The sequence below is a fragment of the Exiguobacterium sp. SL-9 genome (genome assembly GCF_004336985.1).
Taxonomy (GTDB): domain Bacteria; phylum Bacillota; class Bacilli; order Exiguobacteriales; family Exiguobacteriaceae; genus Exiguobacterium.
In genome coordinates this window covers 157790-179082 of the sequence record NZ_SJUO01000002.1, presented here as the reverse complement: position 1 = coordinate 179082, position 21293 = coordinate 157790, and the positions used below count along the sequence as shown (strand labels likewise).

Below are 21293 nucleotides of genomic sequence, written 5' to 3'. Positions count from 1 at the left end.
TTTTATCCGATAATGTAGACGCTGTCGAGCAAAGAAAGCCTCCGCTACAATTTTGCCACAATATCGATTAGAATGAGTGTGGAGGTGTTCTAAATGAATATAGTAAGAATCACATCGGGCTTGGCCCAGGAAAATGGATACGTGCTCGAGAAAGACGGAACGGTGCTCATCATCGACCCGGGTACGGACGATCCAAAATTCTTTGAAGCGGTCGAACGCTTCGGTAGCTTGAACGCCATTTTATTGACACACGCCCACTTTGACCACATCGGTGGCATTGATGCCCTGCGTGATCGTTATCCCGTGCCGGTATTCGTCCATGAAGCGGAACGGACGTGGTTGATGGACGACGAGAAGAACGGGGCGGCAAAATTTCACCTCCCGAGTTCATCGATGCGCCCGGCTGAACGGGTTTATCAAGGGAAAACGCTTGAAATCGGCGCGTTCACAATCGAGTTACACCACACGCCAGGCCATTCGCCTGGGAGCGTCACGCTCTACTTCCCAGCCGAACGTGTCGCCTTCTGCGGGGACTTGATTTTCAAACAGTCGGTCGGCCGTACCGACTTGTTCGGTGGCGACCAAGCCACGTTACTCGGGTCGATCGATCGGATGCGTCAGCTGTTACCGGGCGAGACCGTCCTCTATTCTGGACATGGTCCGAAGACGACGCTCGAGGCCGAGATTCGAACGAATCCCTTTTTCGAGCGATGAATAAAAAAAGATTGTCCCGCGAGGAGACAATCTTTTTTACATTTGGAAGTTACTCCAATACGTGAAGACGACGAAGAAGACAGTCAAATATGCGCCGAATACGTATACATACGTTTTTTCAGTGAGCTTCAAGTAGCCTAGTGCGACGAAGAAAATAGTTTGAGCTAAAAAGACCAGACCCATTACGACGAAGTCACCACTATGTTCGCTACTGCTTTGATCTCCACCGAGTGCGCCCACGAAAGCAAGCGCCGCGATCAACCCAGTCCAAAAGCCTAGGACACGGAACATTCTCGCCATGTTAATCCCCCCATACGTGCATTATTCCATTCTCATTCACTATTTTACCAACACATTCAGAAAAATGCTATGAAAACGTGTGAATTGAGCAAAATAATCGTGAAAAATATGTGAAATAATCACGTTGAACAAAGTTGTACAAAAAAATAAAAAAACTTGTACAAACTATGTACAAAACGGGTATAAGGTTGTATAATCAACTTACACACTACGAACGACTTGTTTCTCAACTCTAAAGGAGGTATTGAAATGGCAAATGAATTGATGTTCTATACGTACCCGAGCTGTACCTCATGCCGTAAGACGAAAGCGTTTTTACAAGAGCAACACCTCGAGGTGAACGAGCGCCATATTTTCCGGAATGCCCCGACGGTAGACGAATTGATGACGCTCTTGGCACTCAGTGAGAACGGTGTCGACTCGCTGCTCGCGACGAGAAGTCAGGCGTTCAAACAGTTGGACATCGACGTCGAAGACTTGAAATTAAGTGAATTGCTCAAACTGATGAGCGATAATCCGAAACTATTGAAACGCCCAATCTTAACTGATGGCAACGAAGTCATTGTCGGCTATGATAAAGCCACAATCGAAGCGTATGCCCGCCGTTTCGAATCAACAACTGCAAACGTATCCTGACACAAGTCCACTTTCCAATGAGTGGGCTTTTTTTTATGCTCTTATTGAGGTGGTGGAGATGAAACGAGTGATCGAGCGTGTCGTGGGAGCGGCGCGGAATTTCAATGCGAGCGATGTACATTTTATGCCGTACGGAGACGAAGTGATGGTTCAAGTTCGTCACGGGACGTTCTTGCATCGGCTAGAGTCGATGACACGGGTTGACTATGAACGCTTGACATTACATATGAAATATTGGTGCTCGTTAACGGAGACGGATCATCGCGTGCCCCAGTCTGGCATGTACGTCGGGACAGAGGACGCGATTCGGGTCACGTTTTTACCTTCGTTCGACCATACGCTCATGTCGTGGCGACTCCCGAACGCCTCGTTTCAGTTATCGGAATTGTTAGACGACAAGGATGTGAACCGCTTGTTGGGACTGGCTTCGCTCCGGCAAGGGCTGTTGTTGATTGGCGGTGCGACGGGTGCGGGGAAGACGACGGTGCTCTATGCTTTTTTGCAATGTTTGACCGGACGTCGGATTGTGACAATCGAGAATCCGCCGGAAAAGCAAGTGCCGGGAGTGATTCAGCTTGAGGTCAACCCGAAAGCGGGACTTGACCACGGCAACCTATTGAAAGAAACGCTTCGTGCCGACCCCGATGTCATCGTCATCGGTGAAATCCGGACGAGTGAGGAGTTGCGGGTGGCTCACGACGCGGCGCTCAGTGGGCATTTGACGATTGCGACGTTTCATACGGCGAGTGTCGAGGACGGCGAACATCGGCTCGAACAGCTCGTTGGAAAGATGGAGGTCGCCCGTCATTGGTGCATTCTGCACCGGGAAGAGGAGGTGAGTTGCTCATGGTCCGAGACCAGGTGAGTAAAGACTTGTTTACGATTCGCCGCTTTCTGAGGCTACAGGAACGCGGCGTCGGTTTGAAAAAGACGTTCGAAACACTCGAACTCCATGAACGGGGGAGAGCGAAACAAGTGATTCGCGACATGCGGCTTCGACTCGAGCAAGGTCGTCCGCTTGCCGAAGTGTTCTCACAACTCGTCATTGACCCGAGAATGCGCGAAATGCTAGTCACAGCGGAGCGGGGGCATCACTTTTTAGAAGGACTCGAGCAAGTGCTCGTCTTATCGACGATGCGCCGAAATTTGCAGCAAGAGCTCAAGCAGTTGGCTCGGTATCCGCTCGTGATTTTAACGATGTTGCTTGGGCTTGGGGCAATCTATGCACTTTATATTTTCCCGAAACTGTTGTCGATGGTGGACGTCGAGACGCTCGATGGGGTCAACGCGATTCTGTTGTCCCGTTGGTTTTTCCCGGGACTATTCGTTTGCTTGCTCATGACCGGGGTGGGCCTCTACTGGAACGGGAGACGAGGTCGGCTCGTACCGTTACGTATCGTCGAACGCGGTAGACGGTTGTACATCACGTATTTGTTCGTCAGTGAGCTATCGCTCTTAAGCGAAGGACAAGGTTCGGTCCGCCATGTCATCGAACGTTTGTCTCGGGGTGAAGGGGAAGTCGCTGCCATTGCGAGACGAATCCATGAGCGCATGTCGGACGGTCTTGAACTCGAAGAGGCGGCCCGGCAGGAACGCTTGCTCGAGCATGAGGTCGTCAGTTTGTTCGGCGTCGGTACGGTGAGCGGTGAGCTCGGATCGATTATGACGATGCATCGTGACCTTGTATTTGAAGAGATGGAGTTGTATTGGAAACAATTGATTACCAAGGCCGAGCCGGTATTATACGGATTTTTGACGGTGATGGTGACGATGATGTTCTACACGATTTATTTGCCGGTCAAACTGATCATGGCCCAACTATAACAAGGAGGAACAACAACATGACACGATTCAAATCAGAACAAGGGTTCACGCTCGTCGAAATGGCTGCCGTCTTACTCATCATCTCGGTGTTACTGTTGCTGCTCGTCCCCTCGATGTCAGACGGGAAATCCCGGGCGGACAGTGTCAGTTGTGAAGGGAGCGTCCGCATCGTCGAGTCAGAGATTAACTTGTACTACGCAGAACACAAGGCTTATCCGGAGACGTTAGCGGTGCTTGAACGTGCCTCGACGGAGAGTCCGCTCGAGTATAGCTGCCAATCAATCGTCTACACGTACGCCCCGACGACAGGTACGTTGACGAAACAATGAGGCGAGACGGATATACGTGCGTCGAGATAGCATCTGTCCTCGTCATCTTGTCGCTCCTGCTTTTGATGACGACCCCGATTGTCCGCTCGATGGATCGATTGGCCTTGTTTGATTTTACCGATGCGCTTGTGAACGATATTAACGAGGTTGGTCAATATCCATACGTCGCCGCCGATGAATCGTGTGTGCCGCGTCTACGATGGTATATAAAAGAGCGGCGCTATCAAATCTCTTGTGGGATGACGCCGATCGCATCGCGCGTCGTGCCGGATGGTGTCGAGATGAGTCTCCCGGCTACGAGTGAAATCGTCTTCTCACGTACAGCGGCGACGTATGCAGGGCAGTGGAAGTTTTATACGGGAGCGACGATGGTGACGTTGAAGTTTAGAATGGGGACGTATGAACCGGAGGTGCTTCGCGTTGACGGACAATGAGCAAGGTGTCACGTTTTGGGAAATCTGTCTCAGTCTGGCGCTCCTCTTGGCGTGGGTCGGTGTCGTTGCACCATTTGTCGAGGCCGCGACGGAACGGGTCGACCGTCTTGAAACGACCGTTCGGCGCTACGAACGGTTACAAGGGGAGGTGTTGCGCGATGCAATCGAACCGAGCGGGCGCCAAGAAATATGTGACAAAGACCTGTGTCTCCCGACGCTTTGAGCGGGGATTCACGTTACTTGAGGTGAGCTTCACGTTGCTTTTGATTCCATTATTCGTCGGGTTGACGGTTCATTTTTTGGCGCTCGGACAAGCGTTTTACGAGCAACCGCGTGAAGCGGTGGCGACGACACCTCAACTGATTGTCCGAAGGCTTTTCGATAGCCGGGATTGCGACGTCGTGTCGGGACGTCTCGCTGGCACGTATGTACGACCGGACGACACGACGTGGTCCTGGACGCTCAAGCAGATCAATCAAAACTTGGTCATGGTCGGAGACGAAGGAGGGAATTTACTATTTTTGAGAGGAATCGAGACGTATCGGGTCGAACCGATAGGAGAGGGGTTCCGCATCCAATGGACCGACGCGACAGGTCCTCGCGAGAAGAGCGTGATGTGCATGCGGGCGGATACTTTGTGATGTCGACGCTAATCGTTTTGACGTGGTTACTCGGTGGGGCGATGTTTTGGTATACTGATATGGAACGGAGTACCGAACGGCTCGGACTCGATATTTTGGCGATCCGCTTCGAATCGCACGTCATGGTCGCTAAACGGTCCTGCGGACAGACCGCCGTCACGGTGACGAAACCGACCGGGACGATTAACTGTCGACCGCTCGGCAGTGGGGTGGTCGCGGTCGATATTCGCCTTGAGACCGGAGAACGACACAAAGAGGTGATTTATTTCGATGACTAAACCGTTTTATATCATCGGGTTTATGGGTACAGGTAAATCAAGCTTGAAACGATATCTTGAAAAATCGAATCACGTCGTCGATTTGGACGAACTGTTCGAAACGCAGGCACAGATGGACATCCCGACGTATTTTGAGCGTCACGGGGAAGAGGCGTTTCGCCTGCAAGAACGTAAGCTTTTGCAACAAGCGGACGCCGCGTATGTCGTAACCGGCGGCGGCATCGTCGAACGGGACGAAAATCTCGATTGGATGCGAGAACACGGCGTCGTCATCGCGCTCGATTTACCGTACGAGATGTGTTGGGACCGAATCAAGGACTCGGACCGGCCTCTCGTCCGGCACGGAAAAGTGGCCGTTGAAGCGTTATATGAACGACGTCGGCCGCTTTATGCGCGTGCCGATTACGTGCTCGACGCCTCGCTTAGTACTGAAGCGATTGCGCATACGTTATATCGATTGAAGGAGGGAAATACATGATTTGGATCAATCTCGGCATCATCGTGCTCGCGCTAGTCGGGCTCGGCTTGTATGGTTTTTTATTGTACCGTAACAAAATGAAAACAGATTTGCGGCGTCTCACTCGTTTGACGGAGCGCTTCCAGATTCGTGCGAACGTCATCCAAGGTCTCGTCAATGAGATCAAGCAACACGTTGATACGGTCAACGCATCGGTGAAGCAGATGAAGGCGTATTCCGTTAAAGTAAAAGACGAGACGATGGAACTGAAACAGGCGACCGTCGGACTGACGAAAGAAATCAAACGGACGGCGGGAATCGAAAGCCCAGACGTTTCCACTGAGAGCAAAATATGAAATAATGAGGATGAAAACGTTTTCGTTTTCAATCCTCTTTATTTTTGCCCAATTTAGCTAGGCATAGCCATGGAAAATTGATAAAGTGGAATAGAAAACGAAATATTTCGCGTAATACATTATTTACGTTCGGGATTGGGGGATAATATGGAGAAAGTATCGTTAAAACGTACGCCTTTGTATGATTTGATTTCCGTAAAGGCGAAGATGGTGGATTTTGCGGGGTTCGAGATGCCAATCATGTTCTCGTCGATTAAAGAAGAGCATCAAGCGGTGCGGAACGAGGTCGGTATGTTCGATGTATCGCATATGGGGGAGATTCGCATCGAAGGACCAGATGCGCTCGAGAACGTGCAACGTCTCGTCACCAATGATGTATCGAAATTACAGATTGGCCAGGCGCAGTACAACTTGTTCTGCTTGCCGGACGGTGGTGTCGTCGATGACCTGCTCGTCTATCGACTCGATGAAGATGCGTTTTGGCTCGTCGTCAACGCCTCAAACATTGAAAAAGACGTTGCGCACGTCCGCCAATATGTGGTTGGTGACGTCACAGTGAGTGATGAGTCTGACGCTTATGGTCAAATCGCGGTTCAAGGACCTATGGCGGAGCAAGTGCTCGGCCGATTGACGGACTTGCCGCTATCTGACATCAAATTTTTCCGTTTCATGACTGGTGACGTCGCCGGCGTGTCGACGATCGTCTCACGCAGTGGCTATACGGGTGAGGACGGATTTGAACTCTACGCCCGAGCCGAAGACGTGGCTGCGATCTGGTCGGCGTTAGAGCGAGAAGGTGTGACGCCGTGTGGGCTCGGCGCCCGCGACACGCTTCGTTTTGAGGCGTGTCTCCCGCTTTACGGTCACGAGCTCGATGAGACGGTCACCCCGTTCGAGGCGAACTTGAACTTTGCCGTCAAACTCGACACCGATTTCATTGGCAAAGATGCACTCGTGAATCAGAAAGAAGACATCCCACGCCGCTTGATCGGCCTGCGTCTGCTAGGCCGTGGAATCGCTCGTCAAGGCGCGACGGTTGAAGTCGACGGAGAGACGATTGGCGTCGTCACGACCGGTACGATGCCACCGACCGTGAATGAATCGATCGCTTGGGCCCGCGTTGATCGACGTTTCGCGGACGCATCACACTTTATCGTTGAGGTTCGGGGTAAAAAAATAGAAGCCGAACGTGTGCCAACACCGTTCTATAAACGTAAATGATACAGGGGGATTCAGAATGAACAGAATGGAATTTCGCTATTTACCGATGACTGAGCAAGACGAGCGTGACATGTTGCAGACGATCGGTGTCGAGTCGATCGAGAACTTACTCGAGGATATTCCGGCATCGCTCCGTGAGACTGCCTCTTTGGCTGCAATCGGGGCCCCACTTCCAGAAGTCGATCTCGTCCGTCACATGACGAAACTTGCCGAGATGAACATGCATACGAAATCGAACCCGAGTTTCCTCGGAGCGGGCATGTATGATCACCTGTCACCGAGCGTCATGAACCACATGCTTCTCCGTTCCGAGTTTTATACAGCCTATACGCCGTATCAACCGGAAATCTCGCAAGGCGAGCTTCAAGCGATGTTTGAATTCCAAACGATGATTTGTGAGCTGACAGGGATGGACGTTGCGAACTCGTCGATGTACGACGGCATTACCGCTCTTGCCGAAGCGACATATCTGGCAAGTGCCCATACGAAGAAAAAACGTGTCATCGTCTCGGGCGCAGTCCATCCGGAAGCGAAAGACGTCATCCGAACATATGCTGGTGGTCCGGGACTCACGGTCGAATACACAGACGTGAGCGACGGGGTGACCGACATGTTGGGCATGGATTTAACAGACGCATCGTGTCTTGTCGTCCAATATCCGAACTTCTATGGACGTGTTGAAGATTTGACGGCCCTTGCGAAAGCGGCCCATGATGCGGGTGCCCTGTTCGTTGTGTCGAGCAACCCGCTCGCGCTCGGAGTCTTGGAGTCGCCAGGCGCACTCGGTGCCGACATCACGGTCGGTGACGCCCAACCGTTCGGGATTCCGCAAAGCTTCGGCGGCCCATCATGCGGTTACTTTGCCGTTAAAAAAGCGCTCATGCGCAAACTTCCGGGACGTCTCGTCGGACAGACGGTCGATGAGGACGGCAAGCGCGGCTTCGTCCTGACACTTCAAGCCCGGGAACAACATATCCGTCGTGACAAAGCGACGTCGAACATTTGCTCGAACCAGGCGCTCAATGCGCTCGCGGCATCGATTACGATGTCCGCCCTCGGGAAATATGGGATTCGTGACATGGCGGTACGCAACATTCAAACGGCCCATTATATGAAAGAAGCGCTCAAGACTGCCGGCTATTCGGTTGTCGATGAAGGACCGATGTTCAACGAGTTCGTCGTCGACTTCGGGGTCGATGCGGAGCACGTGTCGCGTCATCTGCTCGAGGCAGGCATCATCGGCGGTTTGCCGCTCGGCTCGTATGAAACAGAGCGCCAAACGCAAATGTTGCTCTGTGCGACGGAGCTTCGGACGAAAGAAGAAATCGATCAATTTGTTGAAGTGGTTGGGGGGATGAAGTGATGCAACACGAACAAACATTAATTTTCGAAGTGTCACGTGCAGGACGAACAGGTTACAACTTGCCGACGCCGACTGTGCCGGAAGTCGATTTGGAGTCGCTCTTGCCGGCATCAATGATCCGTCAAGAAGCGGCGGAACTGCCGGAAGTGTCGGAACTCGATGTCGTGCGTCATTATACGTCGCTATCGACTCGGAACCATGGGGTCGATTCCGGGTTTTATCCGCTCGGGTCATGCACGATGAAATACAACCCAAAAGTGAATGAGGATATGGCCCGTCTGCCTGGATTTGCGCATATCCACCCGTTGCAACCGGTTGAATCGATTCAAGGGGCGCTCGAACTTATGGTCGACCTGCAAGAACAACTTGCTGAGATCACCGGCATGGATGAAGTGACGCTGCAACCGGCAGCCGGTGCCCATGGGGAATGGACCGGGCTCATGCTCATCAAGGCGTTCCATCATCATAACGGGGACATGAACCGGACGAAAGTGCTCGTTCCGGATTCGGCACACGGGACGAATCCGGCCTCGGCCGTCGTCGCCGGTTTCGATACGGTGACGGTGAAGTCGGATGCGCGTGGCCTTGTCTATCTCGATGATTTGAAGTCGAAAGTCGGCGCCGATACGGCAGCGCTCATGCTGACGAATCCGAACACGCTCGGCCTGTTCGAGGCTGACATTTTAGAGATTGCCAAAGTCGTGCACGAGGCCGGAGGTAAACTCTATTACGACGGCGCCAACTCGAACGCGATTCTAGGTATCGCCCGTCCTGGGGATATGGGTTTCGACGTCGTCCACTTGAACCTGCATAAGACGTTCACAGGCCCGCACGGCGGTGGCGGTCCGGGATCTGGTCCGGTCGGGGTGAAACGCGACTTGATTCCATACTTGCCGACGCCGATCGCACGTCGCACCGAGTCTGGTTTCACGCTCGACTATGACCGTCCGCAGTCAATCGGACGCATCAAACCGTTCTACGGGAACTTCGGCATCAATGTCCGGGCCTATAGCTACATCAAGACGATGGGCGCGGAAGGGTTGACGCGCGTCTCGCGTGAAGCGGTATTAAACGCCAACTATATGTTCGCTCGTTTGAAGGACGCGTTTGATGTCCCGTATGATACGTTCTGCAAGCACGAGTTCGTCTTGTCTGGAAAACGCCAAAAAGCGCTCGGCGTACGTACGCTCGACATCGCCAAACGATTGCTCGATTTCGGCTACCACCCACCGACGATCTATTTCCCGCTCAACGTCGAGGAGTGCATCATGGTTGAGCCGACGGAGACGGAGTCGAAAGAGACGCTTGATGCGTTTTGCGACGCGATGCTCCAAATCGTGAAAGAGGCGGAGGAGAATCCGGAAATCGTTCAGACGGCCCCTCATACGACGGTCATCAAACGGTTGGACGAGACGCTTGCCGCTCGGAAACCGGTGCTCAAATACGAACGACGCCAACCCTCATCAATCAATTGAATCGAAACCGCTCGCACCGTGCGAGCGGTTTTTTTTTTTCTTAAATTAAAAAACGTCCCTCCTCGGAGTGAGGAGTGGACGTATGCATCCGGGTCAGCCTTTTTTGACTTTCCCTTTCCAATTCTTGAAGCCACCGTCGAGCATGTAGATGTCGGTATAGCCATTTTTCATAAGCAGCTTGGCCGCCTGGTTCGAACGTGACTTGCCTTGGCAATACATGAGGATCGGTTGATCTTTGCGAAGTTCTTTCATGCGGAGTTTCAATTGTCCGACCGGGATGTTGCGGGCGCCGACAATGTGGCCTCCCTTGTACTCGTTCGGTTCACGGACATCGATCAATTGACCTTTACGAAGCGACGCACGAAACTCTTCTTGTTTCATTTTCTTCAAACCGCGTGCCGGCAAGAAACGCCAAACGATGTATGCGATGAGCGCAGCCCATAGGATGATGACGAGGATGGTTTCGATTCCCATTGATGTTCTCCCTTTCTCTATTAAGTTTCACCAACATCCATTATAAAGAATTTAAGGTCATGAGACAATGATTGACTGATGGATTTACCCGTTCTGCTTTCGGTTTCTAGAAGGTTACGTTAAAATAGAGGTTGCAGAACGGAACATAAGGGGAGGCTACGCCCATGCCGACACCGAGTATGGAAGATTACTTAGAACGAATTTATTTGCTAATGGTCGAGAAAGGATACGCCCGCGTGTCCGATATCGCTGAACATTTAGGGGTGCATCCCTCCTCTGTCACGAAAATGGTGCAAAAGCTCGACCGGGAAGACTATTTGATTTATGAGAAATATAGAGGACTCATGTTGACGAAAAAAGGTCAAAAAATCGGGAAACGACTCGTCGAGCGTCATGCGATGCTCGAATCATTTTTGCGCTTGATTGGTGTCGACGAGGCCCATGTCTACGAAGACGTCGAAGGGATCGAGCACCATTTGAGCTCGAATACGCTCGACTGCATGACCCAGTTCGTCGAATTTTTTGAAGATAAGCCTGAACTGATGGCTCAGTTTCGTGCGTTCCAAGAACTGAATCAGACGGACAATGAGTAAGCCCAAAAGACCGCTCCGATGACTTGAATCGGAAGCGGTCTTTTTCTACATGGATGTAACTGAAAACCGAACAATCACTTTTAAATTATGAAGTGAAGTCTATTTTTTAGCTCGTTTTATGATAGAATGGGTGCTGTTAAGACTGATAAGGGGGTGACGGCGAACAATCGCCGACATGATGGATATTCAAATCAAAGGGAAACTGTTTGACGAGGCACAGATCAAACAACGCGTGGCGGAACTCGCCGAACAAATCGAACGGGATGCGGCCGGGACACCGATCGTCCTCGTGGCGGTATTGAAAGGGTCGCTCGTCTTCGCAGCTGATTTGATGCGGCAGATGACGGGCAGTGTCCAATTAGATACGGTCGCGACGTCTTCTTATGGGAAGAAATCGGTTTCAAGTGGGAACGTCCAACTCCGTAAAGATTTAGATCTCGATGTCGAAGGGAAGTACGTCGTCATCATTGAAGACATTATCGATACAGGGCAGACGCTCAAATTCTTGTGTCAGCATATGACGTTGCATCAACCCGGACAATTGAAGATTTGTACACTTCTCGACAAGCCGGCTCGCCGACTCGTCACGCTCGACGCTGATTACGTCGGTTTCGAGATCCCGGATGAGTTCGTCATCGGTTACGGGATCGATTATGCCGAACAATATCGTAACCTTCCGTATATCGGCTTCGTCGAAACGGATTGATTTTCGAATCACGACAAAAAACGAACCAGTTCGCCCGTGGCGACCTGGTTCGTTTTTACATATTCGCTTTCTTTTTCTTCTTGCCTTTTTTTCCCTCGATGACGGTAAGGTGAGGGGCGTCACTGCGATGCGTCGAACGGGTAGGGCGCTTCGAGAGCTTCGTCACGTTCGAACCGGGTTTTACTTTCTTTTTCGTCGTAGCGGATGGCTTCACTTTAGGGTTCGCACCGGGCCGTTGCATCCGTTTTTTTGAAGCCTGGGCTGTCTTCCGGTACCGTACATCCTCGGCTGAGATTTTAGGCGCCATGAACACACGGTAAATCACGTAGAAGATTAACCCGAAAATACCGATGAAGAGCAACTGTCTGAACAATCGACCGGGGTCGGTCGCGAGCATATGTCCGACTCCGATGAATCCTAAGATGAACACGATCGTGGCAGCGGTCGTTCCGATTCTTTGTCTGATCATGGTGCTTTCCTCCTCTTTATCCCTCTCTTTGCACGGCCGGTTGACCAAGTTCTGAACGTTCCCATGTTTCGAAAGCCTCGATGGCGACGCGGATTTGATCGTCGTTCGGTTCGCGTGTCGTCAACAGCTGTAACGATAGTCCCGGCTTGCCGAGGACGGACAGGAAGCGATGTTCACGAAAACGGTTTGTGAATTGAAGCACCTCAAACGAGATGCCGATGACTACCGGTAACAAGGCGATGCGGCTGACGAGTCGAACCCAAAGCGGATCGATTGGGACGACCATATAGACACCGATGCCGACGAAAACAGTGAATAGAATGAAGCTTGACCCACAACGATAGTGGAGACGTGAGCTCGAACGGACGTTCTCCACAGTGATCGGTCGTCCGGACTCATAACAGTTAATAACTTTGTGCTCAGCACCGTGATATTGAAACACGCGGCGAATGAGTGGCGTCAAAGAAATCAAATAGAGGTAACTGAGTAGCAATACTAATTTTATTCCCCCTTCGAGGAGGTTTTGAATCACGTGACCGGACAAGGCGGGCACGCTTTGGAACATGGCGGCGAGGAGTGCCGGCGTGACGTTGAAAATGAGCTTGCCAAACACGTACGAGATAATCCCGACGATCGCGATCATGACGACCATCAAAATATTCTGTTTCTTTTCATCCGGCTTCGTCGCCTCGTCCTCGCTCGGGTCGACATCATAACGGTCACTGGCGAAATTCATGTGGGCGGAACCGTTTTTGAGCGATTCGTATAAGGCGACCACACCGCGCAGGAACGGGACCTTCTTTAAAGATTGGACCCAAGGGACGAGGATGCGGGGTTGCTGGAACGTTTCGACGGACCCGTCCTTCCGGCGGATGGCCGAGGCACTCTCGGCGCGTCCTTGAAACATGACGCCTTCCACAAGTGCTTGGCCTCCAACAGGGATCAGTGGTTTAGTTTTCATGGCATTTCCTCGATTCCTACAGTTATATAGTTGAATTATACCGTGATTCGTCCGAAAAACGAAACCAGATGAACGTCAATTGTCGCTACAACCGTTAAATTTGTTACAATAGAGGCGACTTGACGAACAGGGGGGGAGACTTGTGCATATACTTGTCTTGAATGGGCCGAATTTGAATCTACTCGGAAGACGCGAACCGGACGTATATGGTGACGTTTCATTGAAGGGGCTGACGGCGGAGCTGTTACTCGCCGCGCCAGATGACGTCCAGTTGACTTTCGTCCAATCCAACCATGAAGGCGAACTGATTGATGCCCTGCACGAAGCGTATGATTATGCAGGGGTTATCTTCAACGCCGGGGCGTATACGCATACGTCGATCGCGCTCCGAGATGCCATCGCCGCCATCAAGGCCCCGGTCGTCGAAGTACATATCTCGAACGTGCATGCACGAGAGTCGTTTCGTCATGAATCCAAGCTCGCCGCTGTCTGTTTCGGTGTCATCAGCGGCTTTGGGTTGACGAGTTACACGCTCGCGTTGCAGGCATTGATCGAACATTGGAGGAATCGACATGATTGAACGGGTCAGCAAACTGCAAGCTCAGCTAGAAGCGAACGGAATTGACGGATTACTCGTGACGAAACGGGAGAATATTCGCTATTTGTCGGGTTTCACCGGGTCGAGTGGCGTCCTCGTGATCACAGCGAAGACGGCGAGCTTCATCACCGACTTCCGGTATACAGAACAGGCCGCGAGCCAAGTGAAAGGATTCGACATCATCGAGCATAAGACGTCGCTCATCAAGTCAGTCGCAGATGTCGTCGATCAGGAAGCGGTCGTGCGCCTCGGTATCGAGCAAGATGACATGACGGTCGGTCAATTCCGGACGTATGAAAAAGACGTCAATGCCGAGCTCGTCGAGACGTCAGGCATCGTCGAAAAGCTACGCTTGATTAAGGATGAGTCAGAGATTAAGATAATGAAGGAAGCTGCGGCGATTGCGGATGCGGCGTTTACGCATATCCAGTCGTTCATCCGCCCGGGCCGGACTGAAAAAGAAGTCGCGAATGAACTCGAGATGTTCATGCGGGCAAAAGGTGCCGACTCGTCATCATTTGATATGATCGTTGCTTCGGGCCATCGTTCGGCATTGCCGCACGGTGTGGCCAGTGACAAGGTCATCGAAGCAGGCGAGCTCGTGACGCTTGATTTTGGGGCTTACTATCAAGGTTACTGCTCGGACATTACACGTACGCTCGCTGTCGGCGAAATCTCCGACGAGTTGCGCAACATTTATGATACGGTGCTTCGCGCGCAACTCGCAGGCGTCGAGGGAACAAAAGCCGGCATGACGGGAATCGAGGCGGACGCGTTGACGCGTGACGTGATTAAAGAAGCCGGCTACGGTGAATACTTCGGACATTCAACAGGACACGGCCTCGGGATGGAAGTCCACGAGGCGCCAGGACTATCGTTCCGTTCAGAGACGGTGCTCGAGCCGGGTATGGTCGTGACGGTCGAACCGGGCATTTATATCGCCGGAATCGGCGGATGTCGCATCGAGGACGATATCGTCATCACCGAGACTGGAAACTTCCGTCTCACGCAGTCGCCGAAAGAGTTAATTACGATTGAGGCTTGAGTCTCAGCTCATCTTAGGAGGAAATCAACATGGTATCAGTTAACGATTTAAAAACAGGATTAACGGTCAAAACATCGGACGGTTCGATTTGGCAAGTCATCGAGTTCCAACACGTCAAACCAGGTAAAGGCGCAGCCTTCGTCCGTACGAAGATGCGTAACTTGCGCACGGGCGCGATTCAAGAGACGACGTTCCGTGGTGGCGAACGCATCGAACGTGCGCACATCGAGCGTAAGCGTATGCAATACCTTTATCCGATGGGCGACACATACGTATTCATGGACACAGAGTCGTATGAGCAACTCGAACTCACGGGCGAGCAAGTAAAAGCGGCGCTTCCATACATGCTTGAAAACATGGAAGTGAGCATCGCAGATTACGATGGCGAAATTCTCGGCATCGAGCTCCCGACGACGGTCGTCTTGACGATTGTCGAAGCCGATCCAGGCGTCAAAGGCGACACGGCATCGAACGTGAAGAAAAACGCGACAGTCGAGACGGGCCACATCATCCAAGTGCCGCTCTTCATTGAGCCAGGCGAAAAAGTAACAGTCGACACGCGCACAGGCGATTTCACAGGGCGCTATAACGGGTAAAACAAAGGGTATCCATTCTTCGGAATGGGCCCTTTTTTTGTCGTTGCATTCACTGGTCTGACCAGTTATAGTAGAGTAGAGATTAGTACCAGGTATAAATAGGGGGTTATTTCATGCAAATCGAACAGATTAAAGAGCTGATAACATTGCTCGATCAGACGTCCGTCCACGAGCTGGAACTCGAGACGTCGGAGTTTAAACTTTCATTGAAAAAAGAAGCGGCCCTACAATTCGCCGCTACTCATACACCAATCGTGCACGCGGCCCCGGTCGCAGCACCTGCGCCGGGCGTTGAGACCGAACCAGAAGCGGCCCCAACACCTGCGCCGAGCAACTTGCGCACAATCACATCACCGATGGTCGGGACGTTCTATTCGCGTCCGGCACCAGACAAAGACGCATATGTGCAAGTCGGCGATCGCGTCGAAGCTGGACAAATCGTCTGTATTTTGGAAGCGATGAAACTGTTCAATGACGTCGAAGCGGAAATCAGCGGGGAGATCGTCGAGATCCTCGTCGCTGACGGCGATTTAGTCGAATACGGTCAAGCGCTCTTCAGCGTGAAGTGAGGTGTCTATGAAACTACTCATTGCCAACCGTGGAGAAATCGCGGTCCGGATCATCCGCGCCGCGAAAGAGTTGAATGTTCCGACGGTCGCCGTCTTCTCGGAAGCAGACCGCGAGGCGTTGCACGTCCGTCTGGCTGACGAGGCGTATTGCATCGGACCGAACCCGTCGAAAGACTCGTATTTGAATATCCCGAACATCCTGTCGGTCGCGTGCGCGGTCGATGCGACGATGATTCATCCGGGTTATGGCTTCTTGGCCGAGAACGCCGAATTCGCCGAGATGAGCGAGGCGTGCGGCATCCAATTTGTCGGACCGAGCAGTTATGCGATTCGGAAGATGGGCATAAAAGACGAAGCGAAGCGGACGATGATCGAGTCGGGCGTACCGGTCGTCCCGGGATCGAGCGGTGTCGTCACTGACGAGGAAGCGGTCGAGCTCGCCCGTGAAATCGGGTATCCGGTCATCATCAAAGCAACGGCCGGTGGTGGCGGGCGCGGAATCCGTGTCGCCTATGACGAGACAGAGCTCGTCAAAGGGCTCGCCGACACGCGTAAAGAAGCGAAGCAGGCGTTCGGTAACGGCGACGTCTATTTGGAGAAATATATCGAGTCGTTCCGCCATGTCGAGGTGCAAGTGCTTGCGGATCAATACGGCAACGTCATCCACCTCGGGGAGCGGGACTGTACGATTCAGCGTCGGATGCAAAAGTTGGTCGAGGAAGCACCGTCTCCGGCGATTGATGAGACGACTCGTCAAGCGATGGGCGACGCGGCCGTGAAAGCGGCCAAAGCGATTCAGTATTCGGGTGCGGGCACAATCGAGTTTATCTACGTCCCGGAAGTGAACGAGTTTTATTTCATGGAGATGAACACGCGGATTCAAGTCGAACACCCGGTCACCGAAATGATTACCGGCTTCGACCTCGTCCAAGCGCAACTCGAAGTCGCGCTCGGTCATCCACTCGCCATCAGCCAGTCGGACATCACGTTCAGCGGGCACTCGATCGAGTGCCGGATCAACGCAGAAGACCCGTTTGCGGACTTCCGTCCTATGGCTGGTAAAATCGATCAGTATATCGTTCCTGGCGGCATGGGCGTCCGGGTCGACAGTGGTCTCTATGCCGGTGCCGTCATTCCACCGTTTTATGATTCAATGGTCGCGAAACTGATTGTTCACGCACCGACACGGGAAGAGGCGATCGCGAAGATGCTTCGCGCGCTCGATGAGTTCACGGTATCGGGCATCCATACGACGATCCCGTTCCATCAACAAGTCATGGCCCACGAACGTTTCCGGGCGGGTGCGTTCGACACGAAATTTGTCGAAAAAGAAATGACGCTCACGAAATGATCCTGACCAGGAAGCCCGAACATTATTTGGGCTTCCTGGTTTTTTGTACTGAATTTATGGAGGCGTTATGCTAAACTATCAAAATGAAAGCATGCAAAAGGAGAGTATCTGAATGAAACGTCATGAAGCACGGGAAAAAGCGATTCAAACGCTTTTTCAAATCGAAGTATCAAAACTTGAGGTAGACGAGGCCATCGAATTTGCCCTCGATGGCATGGACTCCGATCCATTTTACGAACAACTCGTCGTGGAGACGTTAGAAAAGAAAGACGAGATTGACGAATTGCTCGTCGAAAACTTGAAAAACTGGAGACTCGATCGTCTCGGAAATGTCGAGCGGACGATTCTCCGCATGGCGACGTACGAGTTGCTCTACGTCGAGACGATTCCGGACAAAGTGACGATCAACGAGGCGGTCGAACTCGCTAAATCGTTCGCCGATGAAGAAGCGGCCAAGCTCGTCAACGGCGTGCTCGGAAACATCATCAAAGCGTAAAATAAAGAGAAAAACGCGTCAGGCAAACAGAGAAGACACCACACCAACTACAGAGAAACCTAAGACAACGGGGGATGAGAGAGATGGCAGTAGTGATCGACGGGAAACAAATCGCAGTATCATATCGGGAGACGTTAAAGGAACGAGTCAGCGCGCTGCGCGCGCGCGGCATCGTGCCAAAACTGAAAGTCATTTTAATCGGGGATGATCCGGCGAGCCACAGCTACGTCCGGGGGAAAGAACGGGCGGCGGCTGACATCGGCATCGATTCACAAGTGATTCGCTTCGATGACACGATTTCAGAACGTGAAGTGCTCGAACTCATTGATTCGATGAATGCGGACGACGCATTGCACGGGATTCTCGTGCAGTTGCCGTTGCCGAAGCATATCGATGAGAATCGCGTCATCATGCGCATCTCACCGGACAAAGACGTGGATGGATTCCACCCGACGAACGTCGGGAAGATGATGCTCGGTCTCGAGACGCTATTGCCATGTACACCTCACGGGATTCTGCACCTCGTCAAGACGCAGACCGACTTGGTCGGCAAACACGTCGTCGTCGTCGGTCGCAGCCAAATCGTCGGGAAACCGGTCGGGATGTTGTTCTTGAACGAATCGGCCACCGTGACATACTGCCATTCGAAGACGAATGATCTCGGGTCGATGACGCGCCAAGCTGACATTTTGATTGTCGCTGTCGGTCGGGCCGGTCTTGTCACAGCCGATATGGTCAAACCGGGAGCAATCGTCATTGACGTCGGTGTCAACCGCGTCGACGGCCGTCTCGTCGGGGATGTCGACTTTGAAGGCGTCCGTGACGTGGCGAGCGCCATCACTCCAGTTCCGGGTGGAGTCGGTCCGATGACGATCACGATGCTCATGCACAACACGGTCGAGGTCGCCTCACGTGGCTAATCCGATTCAAGTCTCCGAAGTCGTCCGTTATGTGAAACGTCAACTCGACGGTGACCCGGTGTTGCAACAAATCGCCGTCATCGGCGAGATCTCGAACTTCAAACGTTACGCATCGGGGCACTGCTACTTCACCCTCAAAGACGAAACGTCCCGGATGAAGGCGGTCATGTTCTCACGTGACGCCCGAACGCTCAATTTTGAGCCGACGGACGGGATGAACGTGGTCGTCGTCGCCCGGGTGACGATGTATGAGTCGACGGGTGATGTTCAATTGTACGTCGAACTCATGCGGCAAGACGGCATCGGTATGTTGTTCGAGCGGTATGAGGCGAGAAAGCGTGAGCTCGAGGCGAAGGGCTGGTTCGCAGCGGAACGGAAACGTCCGCTGCCGGCCTTCCCAGAGCGCATCGGCATCATCACCTCGCCGAAAGGCGCGGCTCTCCACGATATCGCCACGACGCTTAGACGGAGGGCACCGCACGTGGCGATTACGTTCGCGCCCGTCGCTGTGCAAGGGGATCAATCCGCTCCGCAAGTGGCGAGTGCGATTCGCTGGATGAACGAACGTACCGACTGCGACGTGTTGATCGTCGGACGCGGCGGCGGGTCGATCGAGGAGTTATGGGCGTTCAACGAGGACGTCGTCGTCGAGGCGATTTACCACTCCGAGATCCCTGTCATCTCGGCCGTCGGCCATGAGACTGATTTCACGCTGGCTGATTTTGTCGCCGACGTACGAGCGGCCACGCCGACAGCGGCGGCGGAGCTCGCGACGGCCACTATCGAAGCGCAACGGAAAGACGTGGAACGATTAAGCCGCGCACTCACGCGGGTCGTGACGACTCAAATGGCCTCGCTTCGCGAACGAGTCGAGCGCATGAAAAACAGTTACGGCTTAAAATCACCTCGTTATACGATCATGCAAAAACGTGAACGGTTCGCCCAAGCCGAGATTCGACTCGAACAAAGTGCCACGAAACAAGTGACGCACGCGCGGCACCGTTTCGCAGCATCGGCGCAACGTCTCGATGTCCGCAATCTGATGCAAGTGTTCCGAGCGCAAGACGACCGCTTCCGTCAATACGAAGGACGGTTGGAACGCATTCGACCGCTCGAGAGACCGACGGATCAATTCGCGCGGTTGGCAGGTCGATTGGAATCTGTCAGCCCGCTCGCCGTTCTCGCGAGAGGCTATACGTTCGTCGAACAGGACGGGACGTACGTGAAAGATGTCAAACAACTACATGACGGTGTGGTGACGATCCGATTTCGGGATGGCCATGCCGTCGCGGAAGTGAAGGAGAGACACGATGACGAAGAAACAAGAAGAACTGACGTTTGAAGCGGCACTCGCCCGGCTCGAGGAAATCGTGACGCAACTCGAGACGGGAGAAGTCGCCCTTGAAGAAGCGATGACGCTGTATGAGGAAGGTGTCCGATTGTCGGCCCTCTGTCAAACTAAATTGACGGCGGCGGAACAAAAAATGGACGAAATCCTTGAACTCGACGGCACGCTCCGTGAAAAAGGAGGCGCAGTATGAGCATGCAAGTGCATCTACAGGCATGGAAAGAAGAGGTCGAACAGGCGACACGTCGTTTGCTCGACCCGTCTTTCATGCCGGAGCGTTTATTTCAATCGATGACCTATTCTCTCGACGCGGGTGGGAAACGGATTCGTCCGGCTCTTCTTTACGCCGTCCTCGATACATACGGCCGTCCACGGGCGCTCGGCCATGAAGCGGCTGTCGCCCTCGAGATGGTTCACACGTACTCGCTCATCCATGATGACCTTCCGGCGATGGATGATGATGACGTCCGCCGAGGCCGTCCGACGAACCATCGTCAATTTGACGAGGCGACGGCGATTCTCGCAGGGGACGCCTTGCTCACGGACGCGTTTCATCTTTTGGCGCGGGCCGATTTGGAAGCGACGAAAATCGTTGCCCTCGTTAAACGGTTCAGTGAGGCGGCAGGCAGTGCCGGCATGGTCGGTGGTCAGCTGGATGACATGCTTGCTGAAAAACGTACTGGCGTGACGTTGTCGACCCTTCAATCGATTCATGAACGAAAGACCGGGGCGCTTCTCGTGTACGCCCTTGAAGCAGGGGCGATTCTTTCGGATGCCTCGGAGACGGACCGCCTGGCACTCGGACGGTTCGGAAAACATCTCGGGATCGCCTTCCAAATCCAAGACGATATTTTAGATGTCGAAGGGGATGAGGCGCTGATCGGGAAACGAGTCGGCTCGGACGAAGGCAACGACAAAGCGACGTATCCAAAGTTGCTCGGTCTCGACGGAGCGAAAAAAGCGCTCGAACAGGAAGTCATGGAAAGTGAGGCCGCCTTGGCCGCATTGTCGGTCGATGCCCCGCGTTTACGGGAGCTCCTCGACTTCGTCGTACGACGCAATCATTAATCTCGGTGACACGATGAGCACATCGTGTCACCTTTGTTTTTGTGAATGTATAGCATCTATGGACACATTCT

General features: G+C 52.8%; 30 protein-coding genes. 26 read left to right on the top strand and 4 right to left on the bottom strand.

Going from position 1 to position 21293, the window contains the following annotated elements; translation table 11 throughout:
• The first annotated feature begins 93 nt into the window (after positions 1–93).
• Positions 94–714, top strand: a complete 621-nt coding sequence (locus EVJ34_RS05445; RefSeq protein ID WP_131484920.1) for an MBL fold metallo-hydrolase — start codon at positions 94–96, stop codon at positions 712–714.
• Positions 715–750: 36 nt separating this feature from the next.
• On the opposite strand, the gene EVJ34_RS05440 is transcribed toward EVJ34_RS05445, so the two are convergent.
• Positions 751–1014, bottom strand: a complete 264-nt coding sequence (locus EVJ34_RS05440; RefSeq protein ID WP_021067727.1) for a DUF2626 domain-containing protein — start codon at positions 1012–1014, stop codon at positions 751–753.
• Positions 1015–1263: 249 nt separating this feature from the next.
• Here EVJ34_RS05440 and EVJ34_RS05435 point away from each other — a divergent pair, with 249 nt between their 5' ends.
• The 13 genes from EVJ34_RS05435 to gcvPB all read left to right on the top strand — a co-directional run bounded on the left by EVJ34_RS05435 (position 1264) and on the right by gcvPB (position 10028).
• Entirely contained in the window at positions 1264–1650 is a 387-nt protein-coding gene (locus EVJ34_RS05435; protein WP_131436636.1) for a Spx/MgsR family RNA polymerase-binding regulatory protein, read from the top strand.
• A gap of 58 nt (positions 1651–1708) precedes the next feature.
• Entirely contained in the window at positions 1709–2515 is an 807-nt protein-coding gene (locus tag EVJ34_RS05430) for an ATPase, T2SS/T4P/T4SS family (RefSeq protein ID WP_131436635.1), read from the top strand.
• Positions 2497–3474 carry a type II secretion system F family protein gene (locus EVJ34_RS05425; protein ID WP_131484919.1) on the top strand — a complete coding sequence of 326 codons (978 nt, stop codon included), beginning with the start codon at positions 2497–2499 and terminating at the stop codon, positions 3472–3474. The genes EVJ34_RS05430 and EVJ34_RS05425 overlap by 19 nt, the downstream gene beginning before the upstream one ends.
• A gap of 17 nt (positions 3475–3491) precedes the next feature.
• Positions 3492–3803 (top strand): prepilin-type N-terminal cleavage/methylation domain-containing protein, encoded by a 312-nt coding sequence (locus EVJ34_RS05420; protein WP_131436631.1) that lies wholly within the window; start codon positions 3492–3494, stop codon positions 3801–3803.
• Positions 3800–4237, top strand: coding sequence for a prepilin-type cleavage/methylation domain-containing protein (locus EVJ34_RS05415; protein ID WP_131484918.1), 438 nt, complete (start codon positions 3800–3802; stop codon positions 4235–4237). Before EVJ34_RS05420 ends, EVJ34_RS05415 begins: the two co-directional genes overlap by 4 nt.
• A complete protein-coding gene (locus tag EVJ34_RS05410) occupies positions 4224–4460 on the top strand; it encodes a hypothetical protein (RefSeq protein WP_131485291.1) in 237 nt (78 codons plus the stop codon). Before EVJ34_RS05415 ends, EVJ34_RS05410 begins: the two co-directional genes overlap by 14 nt.
• Positions 4396–4878 (top strand): prepilin-type N-terminal cleavage/methylation domain-containing protein, encoded by a 483-nt coding sequence (locus EVJ34_RS05405; protein WP_161566926.1) that lies wholly within the window; start codon positions 4396–4398, stop codon positions 4876–4878. Before EVJ34_RS05410 ends, EVJ34_RS05405 begins: the two co-directional genes overlap by 65 nt.
• Positions 4875–5156, top strand: a complete 282-nt coding sequence (locus EVJ34_RS05400; RefSeq protein WP_131436625.1) for a hypothetical protein — start codon at positions 4875–4877, stop codon at positions 5154–5156. The genes EVJ34_RS05405 and EVJ34_RS05400 overlap by 4 nt, the downstream gene beginning before the upstream one ends.
• Positions 5149–5634, top strand: coding sequence for a shikimate kinase (locus tag EVJ34_RS05395; RefSeq protein WP_236636650.1), 486 nt, complete (start codon positions 5149–5151; stop codon positions 5632–5634). Before EVJ34_RS05400 ends, EVJ34_RS05395 begins: the two co-directional genes overlap by 8 nt.
• Complete coding sequence (locus EVJ34_RS05390; protein ID WP_131484917.1) at positions 5631–5969, top strand: hypothetical protein; 339 nt, start codon at positions 5631–5633, stop codon at positions 5967–5969. The genes EVJ34_RS05395 and EVJ34_RS05390 overlap by 4 nt, the downstream gene beginning before the upstream one ends.
• Positions 5970–6116: 147 nt before the next feature.
• A complete protein-coding gene (gcvT, locus tag EVJ34_RS05385; RefSeq protein WP_131484916.1) occupies positions 6117–7190 on the top strand; it encodes a glycine cleavage system aminomethyltransferase GcvT in 1074 nt (357 codons plus the stop codon).
• Positions 7191–7215: 25 nt separating this feature from the next.
• On the top strand, positions 7216–8553 hold the full coding sequence (gcvPA, locus tag EVJ34_RS05380) for an aminomethyl-transferring glycine dehydrogenase subunit GcvPA (RefSeq protein ID WP_131485289.1): 1338 nt from the start codon (positions 7216–7218) through the stop codon (positions 8551–8553).
• The gene (gene gcvPB / locus EVJ34_RS05375) at positions 8553–10028 is read left to right on the top strand and encodes an aminomethyl-transferring glycine dehydrogenase subunit GcvPB (protein ID WP_131484915.1); all 1476 of its coding nucleotides are present in this window, start codon (positions 8553–8555) and stop codon (positions 10026–10028) included. The genes gcvPA and gcvPB overlap by 1 nt, the downstream gene beginning before the upstream one ends.
• Positions 10029–10121: 93 nt before the next feature.
• Here the strand turns inward: gcvPB and EVJ34_RS05370 are convergent, their stop codons facing one another.
• Complete coding sequence (locus EVJ34_RS05370; RefSeq protein WP_131436617.1) at positions 10122–10502, bottom strand: rhodanese-like domain-containing protein; 381 nt, start codon at positions 10500–10502, stop codon at positions 10122–10124.
• A gap of 164 nt (positions 10503–10666) precedes the next feature.
• Here EVJ34_RS05370 and mntR point away from each other — a divergent pair, with 164 nt between their 5' ends.
• Together mntR and hpt are read left to right on the top strand one after the other, a co-directional pair.
• Positions 10667–11095 (top strand): transcriptional regulator MntR, encoded by a 429-nt coding sequence (gene mntR, locus EVJ34_RS05365; RefSeq protein WP_131484914.1) that lies wholly within the window; start codon positions 10667–10669, stop codon positions 11093–11095.
• Positions 11096–11273: 178 nt separating this feature from the next.
• Positions 11274–11801, top strand: coding sequence for a hypoxanthine phosphoribosyltransferase (gene hpt / locus EVJ34_RS05360; protein ID WP_131436702.1), 528 nt, complete (start codon positions 11274–11276; stop codon positions 11799–11801).
• Positions 11802–11856: 55 nt separating this feature from the next.
• Here hpt and EVJ34_RS05355 read toward each other — a convergent pair whose 3' ends face one another.
• On the bottom strand, positions 11857–12270 hold the full coding sequence (locus EVJ34_RS05355) for an SA1362 family protein (RefSeq protein WP_131436613.1): 414 nt from the start codon (positions 12268–12270) through the stop codon (positions 11857–11859).
• Positions 12271–12286: 16 nt separating this feature from the next.
• Positions 12287–13231, bottom strand: a complete 945-nt coding sequence (locus tag EVJ34_RS05350; RefSeq protein ID WP_131484913.1) for a DUF1385 domain-containing protein — start codon at positions 13229–13231, stop codon at positions 12287–12289.
• Between the two features lie 142 nt (positions 13232–13373).
• Between EVJ34_RS05350 and aroQ the strand changes: the two genes are divergently transcribed.
• The 10 genes from aroQ (at position 13374) to EVJ34_RS05300 (ending at position 21222) form a co-directional block, all read left to right on the top strand.
• A complete protein-coding gene (gene aroQ / locus EVJ34_RS05345; RefSeq protein ID WP_131436609.1) occupies positions 13374–13811 on the top strand; it encodes a type II 3-dehydroquinate dehydratase in 438 nt (145 codons plus the stop codon).
• On the top strand, positions 13807–14874 hold the full coding sequence (locus tag EVJ34_RS05340; protein WP_131485288.1) for a M24 family metallopeptidase: 1068 nt from the start codon (positions 13807–13809) through the stop codon (positions 14872–14874). Before aroQ ends, EVJ34_RS05340 begins: the two co-directional genes overlap by 5 nt.
• A gap of 29 nt (positions 14875–14903) precedes the next feature.
• Positions 14904–15470 carry an elongation factor P gene (gene efp, locus EVJ34_RS05335; RefSeq protein WP_131436607.1) on the top strand — a complete coding sequence of 189 codons (567 nt, stop codon included), beginning with the start codon at positions 14904–14906 and terminating at the stop codon, positions 15468–15470.
• A gap of 113 nt (positions 15471–15583) precedes the next feature.
• Entirely contained in the window at positions 15584–16039 is a 456-nt protein-coding gene (gene accB / locus EVJ34_RS05330; RefSeq protein WP_131484912.1) for an acetyl-CoA carboxylase biotin carboxyl carrier protein, read from the top strand.
• Positions 16040–16046: 7 nt separating this feature from the next.
• Entirely contained in the window at positions 16047–17390 is a 1344-nt protein-coding gene (gene accC / locus EVJ34_RS05325) for an acetyl-CoA carboxylase biotin carboxylase subunit (RefSeq protein WP_483297321.1), read from the top strand.
• A 112-nt stretch (positions 17391–17502) separates the two neighbouring features.
• Positions 17503–17886: a transcription antitermination factor NusB gene (gene nusB, locus EVJ34_RS05320; protein ID WP_034777985.1), complete on the top strand. Its 384-nt coding sequence runs from the start codon at positions 17503–17505 to the stop codon at positions 17884–17886.
• Between the two features lie 83 nt (positions 17887–17969).
• Positions 17970–18806, top strand: coding sequence for a bifunctional methylenetetrahydrofolate dehydrogenase/methenyltetrahydrofolate cyclohydrolase FolD (gene folD / locus EVJ34_RS05315; protein ID WP_131484910.1), 837 nt, complete (start codon positions 17970–17972; stop codon positions 18804–18806).
• Positions 18799–20148 (top strand): exodeoxyribonuclease VII large subunit, encoded by a 1350-nt coding sequence (gene xseA / locus EVJ34_RS05310; RefSeq protein ID WP_131484909.1) that lies wholly within the window; start codon positions 18799–18801, stop codon positions 20146–20148. The genes folD and xseA overlap by 8 nt, the downstream gene beginning before the upstream one ends.
• A complete protein-coding gene (gene xseB, locus EVJ34_RS05305; RefSeq protein WP_131484908.1) occupies positions 20117–20347 on the top strand; it encodes an exodeoxyribonuclease VII small subunit in 231 nt (76 codons plus the stop codon). Before xseA ends, xseB begins: the two co-directional genes overlap by 32 nt.
• A complete protein-coding gene (locus EVJ34_RS05300; RefSeq protein WP_236634590.1) occupies positions 20344–21222 on the top strand; it encodes a polyprenyl synthetase family protein in 879 nt (292 codons plus the stop codon). The genes xseB and EVJ34_RS05300 overlap by 4 nt, the downstream gene beginning before the upstream one ends.
• Positions 21223–21293: the final 71 nt, after the last annotated feature.